Consider the following 17,797-nt stretch of genomic DNA (forward strand, 5'->3'; position numbering starts at 1 on the left):
GATGAAAGAAAAGAATTTAATAGAAGATAATAGAAGAGCTGATCATTTTAGTTTTCTATATTATTTGCATGAGAAGAAAGTGTTTCATTCGGAGTCACTTGCTGCTCTTTGTCAGTATCTAGTAGCTTTGGAATCAGTCAGCATCGAGCAACTAAGAGACTTGCGTTGGATTGAAAATCAAATCTTGCGCCATCTGGTCTATCATTTTGATGAGAAGGATCTAAGTAAAATTAGCAATCTCCCAATGAATTATTGGGAGGAATTAGAAGCATTCGAACAAGTAATATCAAACCTTTATGATCGTTATGAATGAAAGGAATTCAAAAAGAATGAATCCTCAAACAGATTGGATAAAGGTTTAGATAGTGACAAGTGATGAATTCCTTTAACTTTTTCTTGACAATCTATAGAATTCCGTGTAAAATAGAATAGATCTTGAACTTGAAGGGAGTGAAAAACATGTCAAAAACAGTAGTACGTAAGAATGAATCTCTTGACGATGCTCTTCGTCGTTTCAAACGTGCGGTTACTAAAGCTGGTACTCTTCAAGAAACACGCAAACGTGAATTCTATGAAAAACCTTCTGTAAAACGTAAACGTAAATCAGAAGCAGCTCGTAAACGTAAAAAATTCTAATTGAATACAAGAACAGACTTCGGTCTGTTTTTTGTTTCTCTAGAAAAATTGAAGACAAAAAAAGCCGACCTTCTAGCTAGAAGATCGGATCTTTTTATCTGATTATTTGTTTGCAAGCAAGTCGCGGATTTCAGCAAGCAACTCTTCTTGAGTAGGAGCAGAAGCTTCTTCTTCAGCAGCTTCTTCTTTTTTACCAAGGTTTTGAGCTTTCTCAGCAGCTTTCACTACGAAGAAAAGAACAGTACCGATAACAAGGAAGTTGATTACAGCGCTCAAGAAGCTACCGTATGCAACACCGTTCCATGTCAATTCAGCAATCTTTTCAACACCAGCAGCTTTCAAAGCTGGGTTCAAAATAAGCGGAGTGATGATATCGTTCACAAATGAAGTAACGATAGCTCCAAATGCAGCCCCGATAATCACAGCAACAGCAAGGTCAACAACGTTTCCACGAAGGAGGAAAGCTTTCAATTCTTTTAACATATCCTAATATGTCCTTTCATAATAATTTTTTACAGAGTATAGTATAACTGAAATTTTTTTCGAATTCAAACATTATACTCAAATTTTTTAAAAAAGTTGATTTAAGCAAGATGTCGATTCTAGAAAGTATGGAAAGATGTGGAAAAATAGGATGAAAATCAATCTGAATGATTTACAATTGACAAAAATTAGTTTAAAATAGTTAATGATATTCTATGGTAAAATGGAGGCACTGTTTATGGTTGACAAACAACTGATTTCAGAAATAAAAAACAGTGTGAATATTGTAGATGTAATCGGAGAAGTCGTTCAATTGACAAAGGCAGGACGAAACTTTTTAGGACTCTGCCCTTTTCATGGTGAAAAGACGCCTTCTTTTAATGTAGTCGAGGATAAGCAGTTCTATCATTGTTTTGGTTGTGGCAAATCAGGCGATGTTTTTAAGTTTATCGAAGACTATCGTGGAGTCTCCTTCATGGAAGCTGTTCAAATTGTTGGAGATCAAGTAGGCATTCATGTGCAGACCCATGCTCCTCAGTCAAGGGGACAACAAGCAGATGGGAAACAACCCTTTTATGAGATTCATCAGGAGGCTGCTAAGTTCTATCATGCCATCCTGATGACGACAAAGATGGGAGAGGATGCTCGGCAATATCTTTACGATCGAGGGCTTGATGATGAGGTGCTTCGGCATTTTCAAATAGGGCTAGCGCCGGCAGAAGGAAATTATCTGTATCAGAGTGTTTCTGGAAAGTTTTCAGAAAAAATTATGGCCGAGTCGGGACTGTTTCATATTAGTGATATGGGGACTATATATGATGCTTTTCAAGATCGCATTATGTTTCCCTTATCGGACGATACTGGCCGAGTCATTGCCTTTTCTGGTCGACTATGGCGTGAACCAGTTGAGGGAGCAAAGCCTCAAGGGAAATACAAGAACAGCCGCAGTACGCTCCTTTTTAACAAGAGTTATGAGCTCTACCATTTGGACAAGGCCAAGCAAGTTGCAAAGAAGAACCATGAACTATACCTGATGGAAGGATTCATGGATGTCATCGCAGCCTATCGGGCTGGTATTGAGAATGCAGTTGCCTCCATGGGGACAGCGCTTACGCAGGAACATGTGGCCCATCTGAGCAAATTTACCAAAAAGGTTATCTTAGCCTATGATGGAGATAAAGCTGGACGGTTAGCAACTGCTAAGGCTTTAGAGGTTTTAGATAAACACGAGGTAGAGGTTGTTCAAATTCCTGATCAGATGGACCCAGACGAGTATCTCAATAAGAATTCTCCTCAGGCTTTGGCGGAATTATTGGAAAAAACACGTCTCAGTCGCGTAGAGTTTCTCATGGATTATTGGAAGCCGGACAATATTGAAAATTTGCAGGCGCAGATTGAATTTGTTGAAAAAATGGCTCCTTTAATTGCTCAGACACCTTCTGTAACGGCTCAGAACACCTATATATACAAATTAGCTGATCTGTTGGTAGACTTTGATTATTTGCAGGTGGAACAAACAGTAAATGCTAGTCGCCTACAGATGCGGAGTCAGCGTCAGGAGCAAGCGCAAATCCAGACACAGGCTCCAGTTGCTAGTCCAACTGTTGTACAGAAGCAGTTGCCTCGCCTGGTTCGGGCTGAGAATCATCTTCTTCATCGGATGAACGCTTTTCCTTATGTTTTAAATGAATATCGTCTTCGGACAGATTTTTCATTTGATACCCCTGCCTTGCAAACCTTGTACAAACTTCTTTGCCAAAATGGAGAAGTGACATCGCAGGATTTGTCAGAGCAGACAGAGGAAGTCCAACGGGCCTGGTATCTGATGTTAGAAGAAAATTTACCAGATGAAATAGCGGAGAATGAGCTGGAAGAAGTGGAAGAAACGAGAAATCGTGAGCTTCTCCGTAAAGAAAGTCAACAAATAGGGAAAAAAGTCCGAGAAGCCTCTCACAGTGGAGATGCGGATCAGGCTTTATTGGAACTCGAGCGACTAATCGCTCAAAAAAGAAGAATGGAGTAGGAATGGCGAAAGAACAAAAAGATATCACAACTTTAGATGTCCAAATTGCAGAGTTTATTCGTAGTCATAAGAAAAGTGGTACTGCAACAGATGATGAAATCAATGATCAATTGGTCATTCCTTTTACCTTGGATGCCGATGGAATTGATGATTTGTTACAACGGATTCAGGATGCTGGGATTTCCATCACGGACAAGGAAGGAAATCCAAGTGCGCGTGTCTTGAACACCGAAGAGGAAGAACCAGAGTTGACGGATGAGGAATTGCTTGGAAGTAACTCTGCCAAGGTCAATGACCCTGTTCGGATGTATTTGAAAGAAATTGGGGTCGTTCCTCTTTTAACCAATGAAGAAGAGCAAGAATTGGCTATCTTGGTGGAACAAGGGGATTTGGAAGCTAAGCAACGTTTGGCAGAAGCCAACCTTCGTTTGGTTGTTTCCATTGCGAAACGCTATGTTGGTCGTGGGATGCAATTCTTGGATTTGATCCAAGAAGGAAATATGGGCTTGATGAAGGCCGTTGATAAGTTTGACTATACAAAAGGGTTCAAGTTTTCTACCTATGCCACTTGGTGGATCCGTCAGGCTATCACTCGTGCCATTGCAGACCAAGCCCGTACCATTCGGATTCCTGTTCACATGGTGGAAACCATTAACAAATTGGTTCGGGAGCAACGCAATCTCTTGCAAGAATTGGGACAAGATCCAACACCAGAACAAATCGCTGAACGCATGGATATGACGCCAGATAAGGTACGTGAAATCTTGAAAATTGCCCAAGAACCCGTTTCTCTCGAAACCCCAATTGGGGAAGAAGATGATAGCCATTTGGGAGATTTCATCGAAGACGAAGTGATCGAAAATCCAGTAGACTATACTACTCGTGTGGTTCTACGCGAACAATTGGATGAAGTCCTCGATACTTTGACAGATCGGGAAGAAAACGTCCTTCGTCTCCGTTTCGGTTTGGATGATGGAAAAATGCGGACCTTGGAAGATGTGGGCAAAGTCTTTAACGTGACCCGTGAACGGATCCGTCAGATCGAAGCCAAAGCCCTCCGTAAACTCCGCCACCCAAGCAGAAGCAAACCATTACGTGACTTTATAGAGGATTAAAAATGTCCAGTGGACATTTTTAACGGCCACCCAAAAACAAGAGAGTGGCCTAGATCCTGCGGACATTTTTAACGGTCGCCTAGAAATGAAGAAGCGACCTAGGTCCGGGGGACCTTTTTAACGGCCACCCAAAAACAAGAGAGTGGCCTAGGTCCTGGTGACCTTTTTAACCCGAGCCGAGAAATTCAAAAGCTAGAAAGATCCGGTGGCCCTTTTTAACCCGAGCCGAGCAATTTGATAGTGAGGCAGGGTGGGTGAACTGTTATGGAGGCCTTAGGATAAAGGTCTTGCTTTAAACAATGATATTCTTCATGGTGTTGAACCAAATGAAGAAGGAGTGAAGAATGAGTTATACGACAGAAGAAATCGAACAAATTAAAAACCGTATTCTTGAAAATCTAGAGCAGGTCATCGATCCTGAATTAGGGATTGATATTGTCAACCTTGGTTTGGTCTACGAAATTCGGTTTGATGGTGAAACTGGTGAAACAGAAATCGATATGACCCTAACCACCATGGGTTGCCCATTGGCAGACTTGCTGACGGACCAGATTTATGATGCCTTAACGGGAATGGAAGAAGTGACCAAGGTCGATGTGAAACTGGTCTGGTATCCAGCTTGGACGGTTGAGAAGATGAGCCGCTATGCGCGGATTGCATTGGGAATTAAATAAAATTGTTTTAAAGGAGGGGCAGATGTTCCTCTTTTTTTAGTGAAGATGGTTTGGATGTCAAATAGTACGAACATTCTACCTTCTTTTACGATTATATCTTGCAATCACTTCTTAGTAAGGTTATAATAGAATCATTATTAAATTAAGGAGAAGATTATGAATCAGTACCCTTTGGTCTACTTAGACCATGTTCAGAAAGTGTATGGTAAACATATTGCCTTAGGTGATGTGAGTGTCAATATTCAACCGGGTCGTATCATTGGTTTGTTAGGACCAAACGGAAGTGGGAAAACTACCATTATTAAATTAGTGAATGGGCTCTTGCAACCAACTTCTGGTAATGTCTACATCCATGGCCAAGTACCTTCTGCAAAAACCAAACAAGTCGTTTCTTATTTGCCAGATACAACTTATTTGGATGAAAATATGAAGATTTCGGAAACCCTTCGTTTCTTCCAAGACTTCTATAAGGATTTCAATGCTCAACGTGCTTATCAATTGTTGAATGATTTACATTTGCACCCAGAGCAAAAATTGAAACAACTCTCTAAAGGGAATAAGGAAAAAGTTCAATTAATTTTGGTCATGAGCCGTGAAGCGGATTTGTACATTCTTGATGAACCTATTGGTGGAGTGGACCCTGCTGCGCGTGATTACATTCTTAGAACCATCATTCAAAATCGTCGTCCAAACTCATCAGTATTGATTTCAACCCACTTGATTGCGGACGTTGAACAAGTCTTGGATGAAGCGCTCTTTATCAATCAAGGTCGTATTCTGTTGCATGAAAACACAACTGTTCTTCGCAACCAATACGGTAAATCGATTGATGAGATCTTCCGTGAACAATTTAGAATGTATTAGGAGGTTCTTATGTTTGGGAAATTAATGAAATATGAATTAAAAGCAACCTATAAGTGGTATCTCATTATTTCGGGTGTGCTTGCTATTCTCTCCATTTTTGCTGGTTTATTAGCTTCTAGTGTTATAACTGGGGCAGCGACTTATACAGCAAATACAACTTATACAATTGTGGGAATTATTGTCCTGGTTATTTTTGCAGGTTACATTGGCTTGACCTTGACCAACTATATTATTATTATTCGTCGTTTTTATAACAATATTTTTGGTCGTGAAGGTTATTTGACCTGGACATTGCCAACTGGATCTCATACTGTTTTACTTGTAAAAGTAACATCTGCTTTGATCTGGAGTATTTTCTGTTTTATTAGCTTGATTCTTTCTTTGCTTATTTTCTTAGGAGTGATAGGCCTCGCTCAACAAAAGAATATCTTTGAGGAGCTTGGTCCAGTGTTCGAACATATTGGGTCATCTCTTATTTGGCAAAGCTTGCTATTTCAAGTGTTAGCGACTATTTCAGGTATTTTAATGCTCTACTGTGCCATCTCACTGGGTCAGCTCTTCATTAACAATCGTATCGTGATGGCCTTCGTCTTTGGATTTATCCTTTGGGTCGTTCTCAGTATCATTGGAAGATTGTTCCCTTCTATATCTATTTCAGAACTTTCAAGAACTGCAACTATGTCTTCTGATACCCTTAGTGATGTCTTGGTTGTTAACTTTATTCCAGCCTATATCTATGAGCTAGTAAAAATTGTAGCGATGTACTTTACCGTTCATTATGTAACAAAATTCAAATTGAACTTGCAATAAGAATGAAAGAGGAAGGAATTCCTCTTTTTCTTTTGCCATTTTACCCAAAAAATGATACACTGGAGTATATCATTTTGGGGTCGTTACGGATTCGACAGGCATTATGAGGCATATTTTGCGACTCGTGTTGCGACGTAAACGCTCAGTTAAATATAACTGCAAAAAATAATACTTCTTACGCTCTAGCTGCCTAAAAACCAGCAGGCGTGACCCGATTCGGATTGCTCGTGTCTGATGACAGGTCTTAATTTTAGCGAGATACGATCAAACTTTGTCTAGCAGTTTGATAAGAGATTGATAGACTCGCAGTTCCTAGGCTTGAGTTATGTGTCGAGGAGCTGTTAAAGCAATACATAACCTATGGTTGTAGACAAATATGCTGGCAGATGTTTGGACGTGGGTTCGACTCCCACCGGCTCCATTTTTATATATGCAAACGACAAATCCTTGTCGTTTTTTATTTCTTTAAAATCTATCAAGTATTGATATCTTGTGAGCGATTCCTAAATTTTTTGTTGACAGGAGGAGCGCTTTTCCGTATAATGGATACTAGTTTGGAAGATTACTCAAGAGGCTTAAGAGGCCGTGTTGGAAACGCGGTAGGCGTGTAACAGCGTGCGTGGGTTCGAATCCCATGTCTTCCGTAAGAGAAAGGAAAGCAGATCAGTTGATCTGTTTTTTTGTTAGGCAGGATTGGCAATGGGTAAGAGTGTCTTCTTTGTCGGATTTCCTGTATAATAGAAGGAAAGAACGGACGAAAAGGAGTGCAAGGTGATTACACAACTGGACACAAAATCGGTTTATACCTTTATGGACAGTTTAGTCTCTATTCGAGACTATATTCAGCGTGCCAAAGAAATGGGTTACCAACAAATTGGTCTCATGGACATAGATAATTTATATGGGGGCTACGAGTTTTTAGAAGAGTGTCAAAAAGCTGGTATGGGGGCTATCCTAGGTCTTGATTTGGAGGTCGAGTTACCGGTGGGTCCTTTATCTATCCGTTTGATTGCATTAGGAACCAAAGGCTATAAACATTTAATCAAGATTTCCAGCATGAAAATGATGGGGACAACAGACTGGTCGGCTTTCCAACACTTTTTGGAGGATATAGCCATCATCGTTCCCTATTTTGAAGGGATTGAGTATTTAGACTTGGGCCAAGACTTTGCGATTGGTGTCTTTCCAGATACTCCAGCGAAACAGTTTTCCCGTCCTGTTTTCCCACTCCATACGGTCCGCTATTTTTCTACGAGTGATTTGGAGAGTCTTCAGATGCTCCACGCTATTCGTAATAATTGCAGTCTGAAGGAAGTAGGAGCTGTTGACACTTCTATGATGTTCCTGCCACCAGAAGAGTTGGAGCGGGCCTTTGCTCATAATTATCCAGATAGTATTTCTTATCTAGAGAAGACCCTTGCGGCTGTTCATTATGAGATTGATACGCAATTAAAGCTTCCCCGTTTTAATCCAGAGAAGCCTGCTGTCGAGGAATTATGTGAATTGGCTGAAGAAGGTTTGAGAAGCAAGGGGCTGGACCAGACGGTTTACCAAGAGCGTTTGCGTCATGAATTAGCTGTCATCCATCAGATGGGCTTTGATGACTACTTCTTGATTGTCTGGGATTTATTACGGTTTGGTCGAAGCCAAGGTTACTATATGGGGATGGGCCGTGGATCAGCAGTTGGAAGTCTAGTAGCCTATGCCTTGGATATCACAGGGATTGATCCAGTCAAGAACAATCTCCTCTTTGAGCGTTTTTTGAACTTAGAGCGCTATACCATGCCAGATATTGATATTGATATTCCAGATGTCTATCGTCCTAAATTTATCCAGTATGTTAAAAATCGCTACCGCAGTCCTCATGTGGCTCAAATTGTGACCTTCTCAACTTTTGGAGCGAAACAAGCCATTCGAGATGTCTTTAAGAGATTTGGAACCCCAGAGTATGAGTTAACCAACCTTACCAAGCGGATTGGCTTACGGGACACCTTAGCCTCTGCTTATGAAAAGAATTTAGCCTTCCGTCAAGCCATCCAAAGTCGTCCAGAATACCGTAAGGGGTTTGAAATTGCGAAGAGGATTGAAGGGCAACCGCGTCAGACGTCGATTCATGCGGCAGGTGTCGTCATGAGTGGAGAAGACCTCACCAATCAAATTCCGATCAAGATGGGTGAGGAGATGAACCTGACCCAATATGATGCCCATGGTGTTGAAGCAAATGGCTTGCTCAAGATGGACTTCTTAGGACTGCGAAATTTAACCTTTGCTCAACGGATGCAGGAAGCAGTGAAGGAAAAATATCAAAAGGATATTAAAATCGAGGATATTCCTCTAGAAGATCCAGAAACGATTGCTTTATTTGCTGCGGGAAATACCAAGGGAATCTTCCAGTTTGAGCAAGCAGGAGCTATCCGTTTATTAAGACGGGTTCAACCCAACTGTTTTGAGGAGATTGTTGCGACCACATCTTTGAACCGGCCTGGGGCTAGTGACTATATTGATAATTTCGTCAAACGCAAGCATGGCAAAGAGAAGGTCGATATGATTGATCCTAGTTTGGAAGGCATTCTAGCACCAACATATGGCATCATGCTCTATCAGGAGCAAGTCATGCAGGTGGCCCAGACCTTTGCTGGCTTTAGTCTAGGAAAAGCCGATATCCTCAGACGGGCCATGGGGAAAAAGAACGTGGCAGAAATGCATCGAATGGAAGATGACTTTATCAAGGGGGCTGTCGTGCTTGGGCATAGTGCAGAAAAAGCCAAGCAAGTCTTTGCCATTATGGAAAAATTTGCTGGCTATGGCTTCAACCGTTCCCATGCCTATGCCTACTCAGCCTTGGCCTTCCAATTGGCTTACTTTAAAGTCCATTATCCAGATGTCTTTTTTGACATTATGCTCAACTACTCTAGTAGTGATTACTTGACTGATGCGCTCCAATTTGACTTCCAAGTAGCTCCTTTGACCATTAATACCATTCCTTATAAGGATAAGTTCCAAGATCAGAAGATTTATCTAGGAATGAAAAATATCAAAGGTCTCCCAAAAGATCTATCCTATTGGATTATTGACCAACGTCCCTTTGAGAGCATTGAAGATTTTATCTTGCGCTTGCCTAGCCAGTATCACAAACTTCCTCTCTTAACGCCACTGGTAGAATTGGGCTTGTTTGACTGCTTTGAAAAGAATCGCAGAAAAGTCCTTCAGAACCTTCCTAACCTATTTGTCTTTGCGGATGAACTGGGGAGTTTGTTTGGGGAAGCCAATTATTCCTGGATGGATGCCGAGGATTATAGCAAGGCTGAGAAGTATGAAATGGAGCAGAGGGTCATTGGTGTCGGTCTTAGCCCACATCCTCTGGTGGAAATTGTAGCTGCAAGTAGCAAACCGACTCGACCGATCGCCTCTTTAAGCGAAGGAGAACAGGCCACTATCCTGGTTGAAGTTCAATCGATCCGGACCATCCGAACCAAAAATGGAGAAAATATGGCCTTTTTACAAGTTTCCGACCTCCAAAAGAAGATGGATGTCACTCTTTTTCCTGATACTTATCGCCACTATAGCTCAAAAATAAGAGAGAAGGGCTATTACTATCTTAAAGGAAAAGTGCAATCTAGAGATGGTCGTCTTCAGATGGTTTTAATGGAAGCAGAAGAAGCCACCAATCAGCGTTTTTGGATTCAATTGTTTGATCACCAGGAGGACCGGGCAGTCTTAGATATTTTAAAAGCTTATCCAGGTCCTTATCCTGTCGTTATTCGCTATGAAGAGGAGAAAAAGACCATTCAATTAAAAGGAGTTTCCGTCCAGAAAAACGAGAAGTTAGAAAATGAGCTGTCAAGTATTGCTATGAAAACGATTTATCGATAAAATCTACGGAAAATAGGAGAAATTTGAGCCTCTTTGTGTTATAATCATTTAGAATGTAAAAGAAAAAAAAGGAGCAAATATCGAAATGAAACGTATTGCTGTTTTAACCAGTGGAGGAGATGCCCCTGGAATGAATGCTGCTATCCGTGCAGTTGTTCGCCAAGCAATTTCTGAAGGAATGGAAGTATTTGGTATCTATAATGGATACGCTGGTATGGTTGCTGGTGATATCCATCAATTGGATGCTTCATCAGTTGGAGATATTATTTCTCGTGGTGGAACGATGCTTCATTCAGCTCGCTATCCTGAATTTGCTGAACGCGAAGGTCAATTAAAAGGGATCGAGCAGTTGAAGAAACATGGAATCGAAGGTGTTGTCGTTATCGGTGGTGATGGATCATACCACGGAGCGATGCGTTTGACTGAACATGGCTTCCCAGCTGTAGGACTTCCTGGAACAATTGATAATGATATCGTTGGTACAGATTTTACAATCGGGTTTGATACAGCAGTTACAACTGTTATGGACGCGATTGATAAGATCCGCGATACCTCATCTAGTCACCATCGTACTTTCGTTATCGAGGTAATGGGACGTCACGCAGGGGATATTGCCCTTTGGTCTGGTATTGCTTCTGGTGCGGATGAAATTATCATTCCAGAAGAAGGCTTTGCTATCGAAGATGTCGTTGAGAGTATCAAGAAGGGCTACGAAAAAGGTCGTACACACAACATCATCGTTCTTGCTGAAGGTGTGATGTCAGCTGCTGAATTTGGTAAAGCCTTGAAAGATGCTGGAGATACAAGCGATCTTCGTGTAACAGAACTTGGACATATCCAACGTGGTGGTTCACCAACTGCGCGTGACCGTGTTCTTGCTTCACGTTTGGGTGCACATGCTGTTAAGTTGTTGAAAGCTGGTATCGGTGGCGTAGCTGTTGGTATCCGCAATGAACAAATGGTGGAAAACCCAATTCTTGGTAGTGCAGAAGAAGGTGCCCTCTTTAGCTTAACTGAAGATGGTAAGATTAAAGTGAACAACCCTCACAAGGCTGACTTGAACCTTGCAGAGTTGAACCGTAGCTTATCTTCTATTTAATATTTATTTGTTAAAATTTGTCTAAAAGACAGTGTATTTTAAAAGGAGTCACAAAATCATGAACAAACGTGTAAAAATCGTTGCAACCTTAGGTCCTGCGGTAGAAATCCGTGGTGGTAAAAAATTCGGTGATGACGGATACTGGGGTGAAAAACTTGACGTTGAAGCATCAGCTGAAAACATTGCTCAATTGATCGAAGCTGGAGCAAACACTTTCCGTTTCAACTTCTCACACGGTGACCACCAAGAACAAGGTGACCGTATGGCAACTGTTAAACTCGCAGAAAAACTTGCAGGTAAAAAAGTTGGATTCCTTCTCGATACTAAAGGTCCAGAAATCCGTACTGAATTGTTCGAAGGCGATGCTAAAGAGTACTCATACAAGACTGGTGAAAAGATCCGTGTTGCGACTAAACAAGGTATCAAATCAACTCGTGAAGTGATTGCTTTGAACGTTGCTGGTGGTCTTGATATCTACGATGATGTTGAAGTTGGTCATCAAGTCTTGGTTGACGATGGTAAATTGGGTCTTCGTATTTTCGCTAAAGACGATGAAACTCGTGAATTTGAAGTAGTTGTTGAAAATGACGGTATTATTGCTAAGCAGAAAGGTGTGAACATCCCTAACACGAAAATTCCTTTCCCAGCTCTTGCTGAACGCGATAACGATGATATCCGTTTTGGTTTGGAACAAGGTATCAACTTCATCGCGATCTCATTCGTACGTACTGCAAAAGACGTGAACGAAGTTCGTGCCATCTGTGAAGAAACTGGTAACGGTCATGTTCAATTGTTTGCGAAAATCGAAAACCAACAAGGTATCGATAACTTGGATGAAATCATTGAAGCTGCTGACGGTATCATGATCGCTCGTGGTGATATGGGTATCGAAGTACCATTCGAAATGGTTCCAGTTTACCAAAAAATGATCATCACTAAAGTGAACGCAGCAGGTAAAGTTGTTATCACAGCAACAAACATGCTTGAAACAATGACTGAAAAACCACGTGCAACTCGTTCAGAAGTATCAGACGTATTTAACGCTGTTATCGACGGAACTGATGCTACAATGCTTTCAGGTGAGTCTGCAAACGGTAAATACCCACTTGAGTCAGTAACAACAATGGCTACAATTGACAAGAACGCACAAACTCTTCTTAACGAATACGGACGTTTGAACTCAGATACTTTCGAACGTAACTCTAAGACAGAAGTTATGGCTTCAGCTGTTAAAGACGCTACTAACTCAATGAATATCAAATTGGTTGTAACTTTGACTAAGACTGGTCACACTGCACGTTTGATTTCTAAATACCGTCCAAATGCTGACATCTTGGCATTGACATTTGACGAATTGACTGAACGTGGATTGATGTTGAACTGGGGTGTTATCCCAATGTTGACAGATGCTCCATCATCAACTGACGATATGTTCGAAATCGCAGAACGTAAAGCAGTAGAAGCAGGTCTTGTAGAATCTGGTGACGATATCGTTATCGTTGCAGGTGTGCCACTTGGCGAAGCTGTTCGTACAAACACAATGCGTATCCGTACAGTACGTTAATCTAACCAATGAACAAACCTTGTTTTCTAAGTTAAAAGCTTGGAGACAAGGTTTTTCTTTTTAGAGCAAGTTTCTGACAATTTGGGAATGTGGGTCTTTTTTATTGTCTAATAAAATGGTATAATGAAATGAGCTGAAAGGGGGGATAGGAATGTCGAAAAGGGATTTGATTCGGAATATGATCATCATTGGAATATTGGGCTTGGTACTTATTACTTTGCGCCTATTTGTTTTTCAACCATTGTGGGTATCTGATCAAATGGCCAATGCCTCCGTTAAGAAAGATGATTTAGTATTAGCGACTAAAAAGGGGAAAATTGATCGAACAGACTTGGTCCTCTATCATGTAAAAGAGAAACAATATCTTGGACGTGTCATTGCGATAGAGAGCGATGAGGTCAGCTATGTGGACGATGTCTTTTATCTGAATGGTGTAGCTACAGCAGAGCCATATTTGGACAAGATGAAGACCAAACATTTGGCTGCCCCAAGTGGCGATTATTTTACAAATGATTTTTTCTCTAGAGAACTCAAGGGAACCAAGGCTGGAAAAGTACCTAGTAATAGTTACTTAGTTCTAAATGATGATCGCAACAATACTAAAGACAGTCGTGAATTTGGTTATATTCAAGCAGATCAGATTGAGGGTGTTGTCGATTTCAGATTGTACCCTCTAAATAAATTTGGTTTTATTAAAGAAGAAGAATAGTCCATGAGGACTATTTTTTCTTACAAAAAAGCTACTGCAGAAAGGAATTGCAGTAGCTTTTTGTTCTGGTTAGATTGAGGGAGAGGGATCTATTTTTCCTGTTTACTTGTGATTTGGTGAAAGACCTTTTGCCAGTGTTCATGGCGACGCCAGAGACTGGTGTGAACCTGGTTGTGTAATTCATAGCGAATCAATTTGGTCTTTTGGCTGATGGATTCGATCTCGAAATTCTTAAAGGGAATTTGATGCTCTTCTTGCAAACGGACTAGGTCCTCTTTGTGGCTTTCTTGGCCGAATTCATTAATGAGGGTGAAGTTGTCTGCTAGGAGGGTTGAATATTCCTGCTGAGCCTGCAAGCGTTCTTCATAAGTTTTTAATTTGAGAAGGACATTGTCCAGAATCTCATCTTCTGGGATAGAACTTGGCTCCACATGCACATCGATGTCAAAGACACCAAATTTTTCCTTGAGAAGGCGCTCGACCTCTTCGGTAATGGCATGACTCTCATAAACAGAGAGGTCTGGATTCATTTCGATGACGACATCTAGATAAATATTACTTCCGTAGGTCCGTCCCCTTTGGGATTTGACTCGGCTGACTTTGGGCAATTCTAGAATGGCAGCCTTGTATTTATCAAGAAGACTTTCATCAAATCCATCTGAGAGGCTGAAGGAGGATTCAATGAAAATGTCGTAGGCAGTTTTTAGGATAAAGAAGGTAATAACGATGGCCACTAATTGGTCCACAATTGGATAGTTAAGAGCACTAGCTCCAATCGCAACAGAGGTTCCTAAAGAAGTGACCACGTCAGACAGGTTATCTTTAGCAGCAGCATTGAGGGCCTTGGATTGGGCTTTCTTGGCTAAAGTGCGGTTATGAAGATAGACCGCAAACATGACAAGGGCTGACCCAACTCCAACAATGGCTCCTAAAGGATCAATAACAGTTGTTTCCCTGCTGAGGATTTTTTGAACCGTATCTCGTAGGACATCAAAGCCCACATAAAACATGATGATGGAAGTTACCAGGCTAGCTAGATCTTCAATCTTCCAATGACCAAACCGGTGGTCGCGGTCAGCTGGCTGGCGGGCCATGCGAATACCGATGAGAAGGGCGACATTGCTGATAATATCGGAAAGGTTATTAAAACCATCGGCAACCAAACTAGAGGAGTGAAGGAGGTGTCCTGTTGCTAACTTAGCAGCGGATAGGAGCAGGTAGGCCACGATACTGATCAGGGCTCCACGTTCGGCTAGTTTTAAATTACTTTGTGACTTTTCCACGAGTCCCTCCTTACTTTTCATTTTTTATTTCATTCGTTTCCTCGTTTTCCTTTGATAAAGAAAAACGTATCTTCTTAAAGATTCATTATAGACTTTTTACGCTTAAAATTCAAATGAAGCCGACAATTTTCTCAAGGAGAAAGAGGCAAATTGTGGTATAATAGAACGATTGAATGAACGAGGAGTATGAGATGAATCCTTTATTGAATGGTATGAATGACCGCCAAGCGGAGGCGGTCCAAACGACAGAAGGTCCCCTCTTGATCATGGCGGGGGCAGGTTCTGGTAAGACACGTGTCTTGACCCATCGGATTGCTTACTTGATTGATGAAAAAATGGTCAATCCTTGGAATATTTTGGCCATTACCTTTACCAATAAGGCCGCTCGGGAGATGAAAGAGCGAGCTTACCAGTTGAATCCAGCAACCCAAGATTGCTTGATCGCCACCTTCCACTCCATGTGTGTGCGTATCCTTCGACGCGATGCGGATCACATTGGTTACAATCGTAACTTTACCATTGTTGATCCAGGTGAGCAAAGGACCTTGATGAAGCGGATCTTGAAGTCCTTGAATTTGGATCCTAAGAAATGGAATGAACGGACCATCTTGGGGACCATTTCCAATGCTAAAAATGACCTGATCGATGAAGTGGCCTATGCTGCCCAGGCTGGAGATATGTATACCCAGATCGTCGCTAAGTGCTATGAGGCTTACCAAAAGGAACTCCGTCAGTCAGAAGCGGTAGACTTTGATGATTTGATCATGCTGACCTTGCGTCTTTTTGACCAGTATCCAGATGTGCTGACCTATTACCAGCAGAAGTTTCAATATATCCATGTGGATGAGTACCAAGATACCAACCATGCCCAATACCAGTTAGTCAAACTCTTGGCTTCACGTTTTAAAAATATCTGTGTCGTTGGGGATGCGGACCAGTCTATTTATGGCTGGCGGGGAGCGGATATGCAGAATATCCTAGACTTTGAGAAGGATTATCCTGATGCCAAGGTCGTTTTGTTAGAGGAAAATTACCGCTCGACTAAGACGATCTTGCAAGCAGCCAATGACGTCATCAAAAACAATCGGAACCGCCGTCCGAAGAATCTTTGGACTCAAAATGCTGACGGGGAAGAGATTGTCTATTACCGGGCCAATGATGAGCAGGATGAAGCGGTCTTTGTTGCTAAAACCATTGAAGAGCTCAGTCGCGAAGCGGGCTACAAACACCGTGATTTTGCGGTTCTTTACCGGACCAATGCCCAGTCACGGACCATTGAAGAAGCCCTGCTCAAATCCAATATTCCCTACACCATGGTAGGGGGCACCAAGTTCTACAGCCGCAAGGAAATTCGGGATGTCATTGCTTATCTGAACTTGATTGCCAACCTCAGTGACAATATCAGTTTTGAGCGCATTATCAATGAACCCAAGCGGGGAATCGGGCCAGGTACAGTGGATAAGATTCGTGATTTTGCCCAAATGCAAGAGTCTTCACTCCTGGATGCTTCAGCCAATATCATGCTTTCAGGCATCAAAGGAAAGGCAGCCCAGGCCATCTGGGACTTTGCCAATCTCATTCTTGATTTGAGAGAAAGATTGGACCAGCTGACCATTACAGAGTTGGTCGAAGAGGTCCTTGACAAAACAGGTTATATGACGGCCCTAACCAATCAGGGGAATTTAGAAAGTCAGGCTCGTATCGAGAATATCCAAGAGTTCTTGTCTGTTACCAAGAATTTTGATGAAAACGGCGATTCTGTTGAAGACGAATCAGGTGTGGACACCTTGAGTCGTTTCTTGAACGACTTAGCCTTGATTGCCGATACAGATGATGGAGCGCAAGAGACCTCAGAAGTCACCTTGATGACCCTTCACGCGGCTAAAGGATTGGAGTTTCCAGTCGTCTTCTTGATTGGGATGGAAGAAAATGTCTTTCCTCTTAGTCGAGCAGCTGAGGATCCGGATGAATTGGAAGAAGAGCGTCGCCTAGCATATGTAGGAATCACGCGGGCAGAGAAGGTTCTCTTCTTGACCAATGCCAACTCTCGTTTGCTCTTTGGACGGACCAGCTACAACCGCCCGACGCGTTTCATCAATGAAATTAGCTCGGATTTATTGACCTATCAAGGATTAGCGCGTCCAGCCAACACTAGCTTTAAGGCTTCTTATAGCAATGGAGGCGGAACGACCTTTGGAAAAGGAATGAGCCTGTCACAAGCCCTTCAAGAGCGCAAGAGACAAGCAGCTCCAAGTGCCCTCACGTCATCAAGCCTCCCCTTTGGCAATAGCAACCGTTCTAGCGCCAAAGAAAGTGTCGCTTGGGCCATTGGTGATATTGCCCTTCACAAGAAGTGGGGCGAAGGAACTGTCCTAGAAGTCTCTGGTAGTGGCAATACCCAAGAGCTCAAGATCAACTTCCCAGAAGTGGGTCTCAAAAAACTCTTGGCTAGTGTCGCGCCAATTGAGAAGAAATAAGTCGAGATAAGGAAGCTAAGTTTACTGTTTCAGATTATAAACAAGCAACCTCTATTCAGAAATCTTAAGTTATTACTGAATGAGACTATTGAAAAAGGATATTTTGGAACTAGTTCAAAATAGATTGAGACTTTTCGCCGTGAGGAAAGCACCAGAAACGCATTGGTTTCTGGTGCTCGGTAGATTT

The 17,797-nt window shown here is 41.9% G+C and carries 14 protein-coding genes, 1 tRNA gene and 1 other RNA gene; 14 read left to right on the forward strand and 2 right to left on the reverse strand.

Annotation, left to right across the window (positions count from 1 at the left end):
• Nucleotide 1 precedes the first annotated feature (1 nt).
• Together EL081_RS03845 and rpsU are read left to right on the forward strand one after the other, a co-directional pair.
• On the forward strand, nucleotides 2-313 hold the full coding sequence (locus EL081_RS03845; RefSeq protein WP_126404039.1) for a hypothetical protein: 312 nt from the start codon (nucleotides 2-4) through the stop codon (nucleotides 311-313).
• Between the two features lie 146 nt (nucleotides 314-459).
• A complete protein-coding gene (gene rpsU / locus EL081_RS03850) occupies nucleotides 460-636 on the forward strand; it encodes a 30S ribosomal protein S21 (protein WP_000048054.1) in 177 nt (58 codons plus the stop codon).
• A gap of 102 nt (nucleotides 637-738) precedes the next feature.
• Here rpsU and mscL read toward each other — a convergent pair whose 3' ends face one another.
• Nucleotides 739-1,119, reverse strand: a complete 381-nt coding sequence (gene mscL, locus EL081_RS03855; protein WP_126404040.1) for a large conductance mechanosensitive channel protein MscL — start codon at nucleotides 1,117-1,119, stop codon at nucleotides 739-741.
• Between the two features lie 238 nt (nucleotides 1,120-1,357).
• Here mscL and dnaG point away from each other — a divergent pair, with 238 nt between their 5' ends.
• The 11 genes from dnaG to lepB all read left to right on the forward strand — a co-directional run bounded on the left by dnaG (nucleotide 1,358) and on the right by lepB (nucleotide 13,850).
• Nucleotides 1,358-3,142 carry a DNA primase gene (gene dnaG, locus EL081_RS03860; protein WP_126404041.1) on the forward strand — a complete coding sequence of 595 codons (1,785 nt, stop codon included), beginning with the start codon at nucleotides 1,358-1,360 and terminating at the stop codon, nucleotides 3,140-3,142.
• Nucleotides 3,143-3,144: 2 nt separating this feature from the next.
• Entirely contained in the window at nucleotides 3,145-4,257 is a 1,113-nt protein-coding gene (gene rpoD, locus EL081_RS03865) for an RNA polymerase sigma factor RpoD (protein WP_006596591.1), read from the forward strand.
• 344 nt (nucleotides 4,258-4,601) lie between these two features.
• Nucleotides 4,602-4,931 (forward strand): metal-sulfur cluster assembly factor, encoded by a 330-nt coding sequence (locus EL081_RS03870; RefSeq protein WP_006596590.1) that lies wholly within the window; start codon nucleotides 4,602-4,604, stop codon nucleotides 4,929-4,931.
• A 156-nt stretch (nucleotides 4,932-5,087) separates the two neighbouring features.
• Nucleotides 5,088-5,795 (forward strand): ABC transporter ATP-binding protein, encoded by a 708-nt coding sequence (locus EL081_RS03875; RefSeq protein WP_006596589.1) that lies wholly within the window; start codon nucleotides 5,088-5,090, stop codon nucleotides 5,793-5,795.
• Between the two features lie 9 nt (nucleotides 5,796-5,804).
• Nucleotides 5,805-6,605: an ABC transporter ATP-binding protein gene (locus EL081_RS03880; RefSeq protein WP_126404042.1), complete on the forward strand. Its 801-nt coding sequence runs from the start codon at nucleotides 5,805-5,807 to the stop codon at nucleotides 6,603-6,605.
• A gap of 76 nt (nucleotides 6,606-6,681) precedes the next feature.
• Nucleotides 6,682-7,029, forward strand: a transfer-messenger RNA (tmRNA) gene (ssrA, locus tag EL081_RS03885).
• Between the two features lie 132 nt (nucleotides 7,030-7,161).
• Nucleotides 7,162-7,249, forward strand: a tRNA-Ser gene (locus EL081_RS03890).
• Nucleotides 7,250-7,376: 127 nt separating this feature from the next.
• The gene (locus tag EL081_RS03895) at nucleotides 7,377-10,478 is read left to right on the forward strand and encodes a DNA polymerase III subunit alpha (protein ID WP_126404043.1); all 3,102 of its coding nucleotides are present in this window, start codon (nucleotides 7,377-7,379) and stop codon (nucleotides 10,476-10,478) included.
• Between the two features lie 85 nt (nucleotides 10,479-10,563).
• Entirely contained in the window at nucleotides 10,564-11,577 is a 1,014-nt protein-coding gene (gene pfkA / locus EL081_RS03900) for a 6-phosphofructokinase (protein WP_023026651.1), read from the forward strand.
• Nucleotides 11,578-11,635: 58 nt separating this feature from the next.
• Complete coding sequence (gene pyk / locus EL081_RS03905) at nucleotides 11,636-13,141, forward strand: pyruvate kinase (RefSeq protein ID WP_126404044.1); 1,506 nt, start codon at nucleotides 11,636-11,638, stop codon at nucleotides 13,139-13,141.
• Between the two features lie 151 nt (nucleotides 13,142-13,292).
• A complete protein-coding gene (gene lepB, locus EL081_RS03910; RefSeq protein WP_126404045.1) occupies nucleotides 13,293-13,850 on the forward strand; it encodes a signal peptidase I in 558 nt (185 codons plus the stop codon).
• 89 nt (nucleotides 13,851-13,939) lie between these two features.
• On the opposite strand, the gene EL081_RS03915 is transcribed toward lepB, so the two are convergent.
• Entirely contained in the window at nucleotides 13,940-15,133 is a 1,194-nt protein-coding gene (locus EL081_RS03915; RefSeq protein ID WP_126404046.1) for a cation diffusion facilitator family transporter, read from the reverse strand.
• A gap of 191 nt (nucleotides 15,134-15,324) precedes the next feature.
• On the opposite strand from EL081_RS03915, the gene pcrA reads away from it, so the two are divergent.
• A complete protein-coding gene (gene pcrA, locus EL081_RS03920; protein ID WP_126404047.1) occupies nucleotides 15,325-17,610 on the forward strand; it encodes a DNA helicase PcrA in 2,286 nt (761 codons plus the stop codon).
• The last annotated feature ends 187 nt before the right edge of the window (nucleotides 17,611-17,797 follow it).

The organism is Streptococcus viridans (assembly GCF_900636365.1).
Taxonomy (GTDB): Bacteria; Bacillota; Bacilli; order Lactobacillales; family Streptococcaceae; genus Streptococcus; species Streptococcus viridans_A.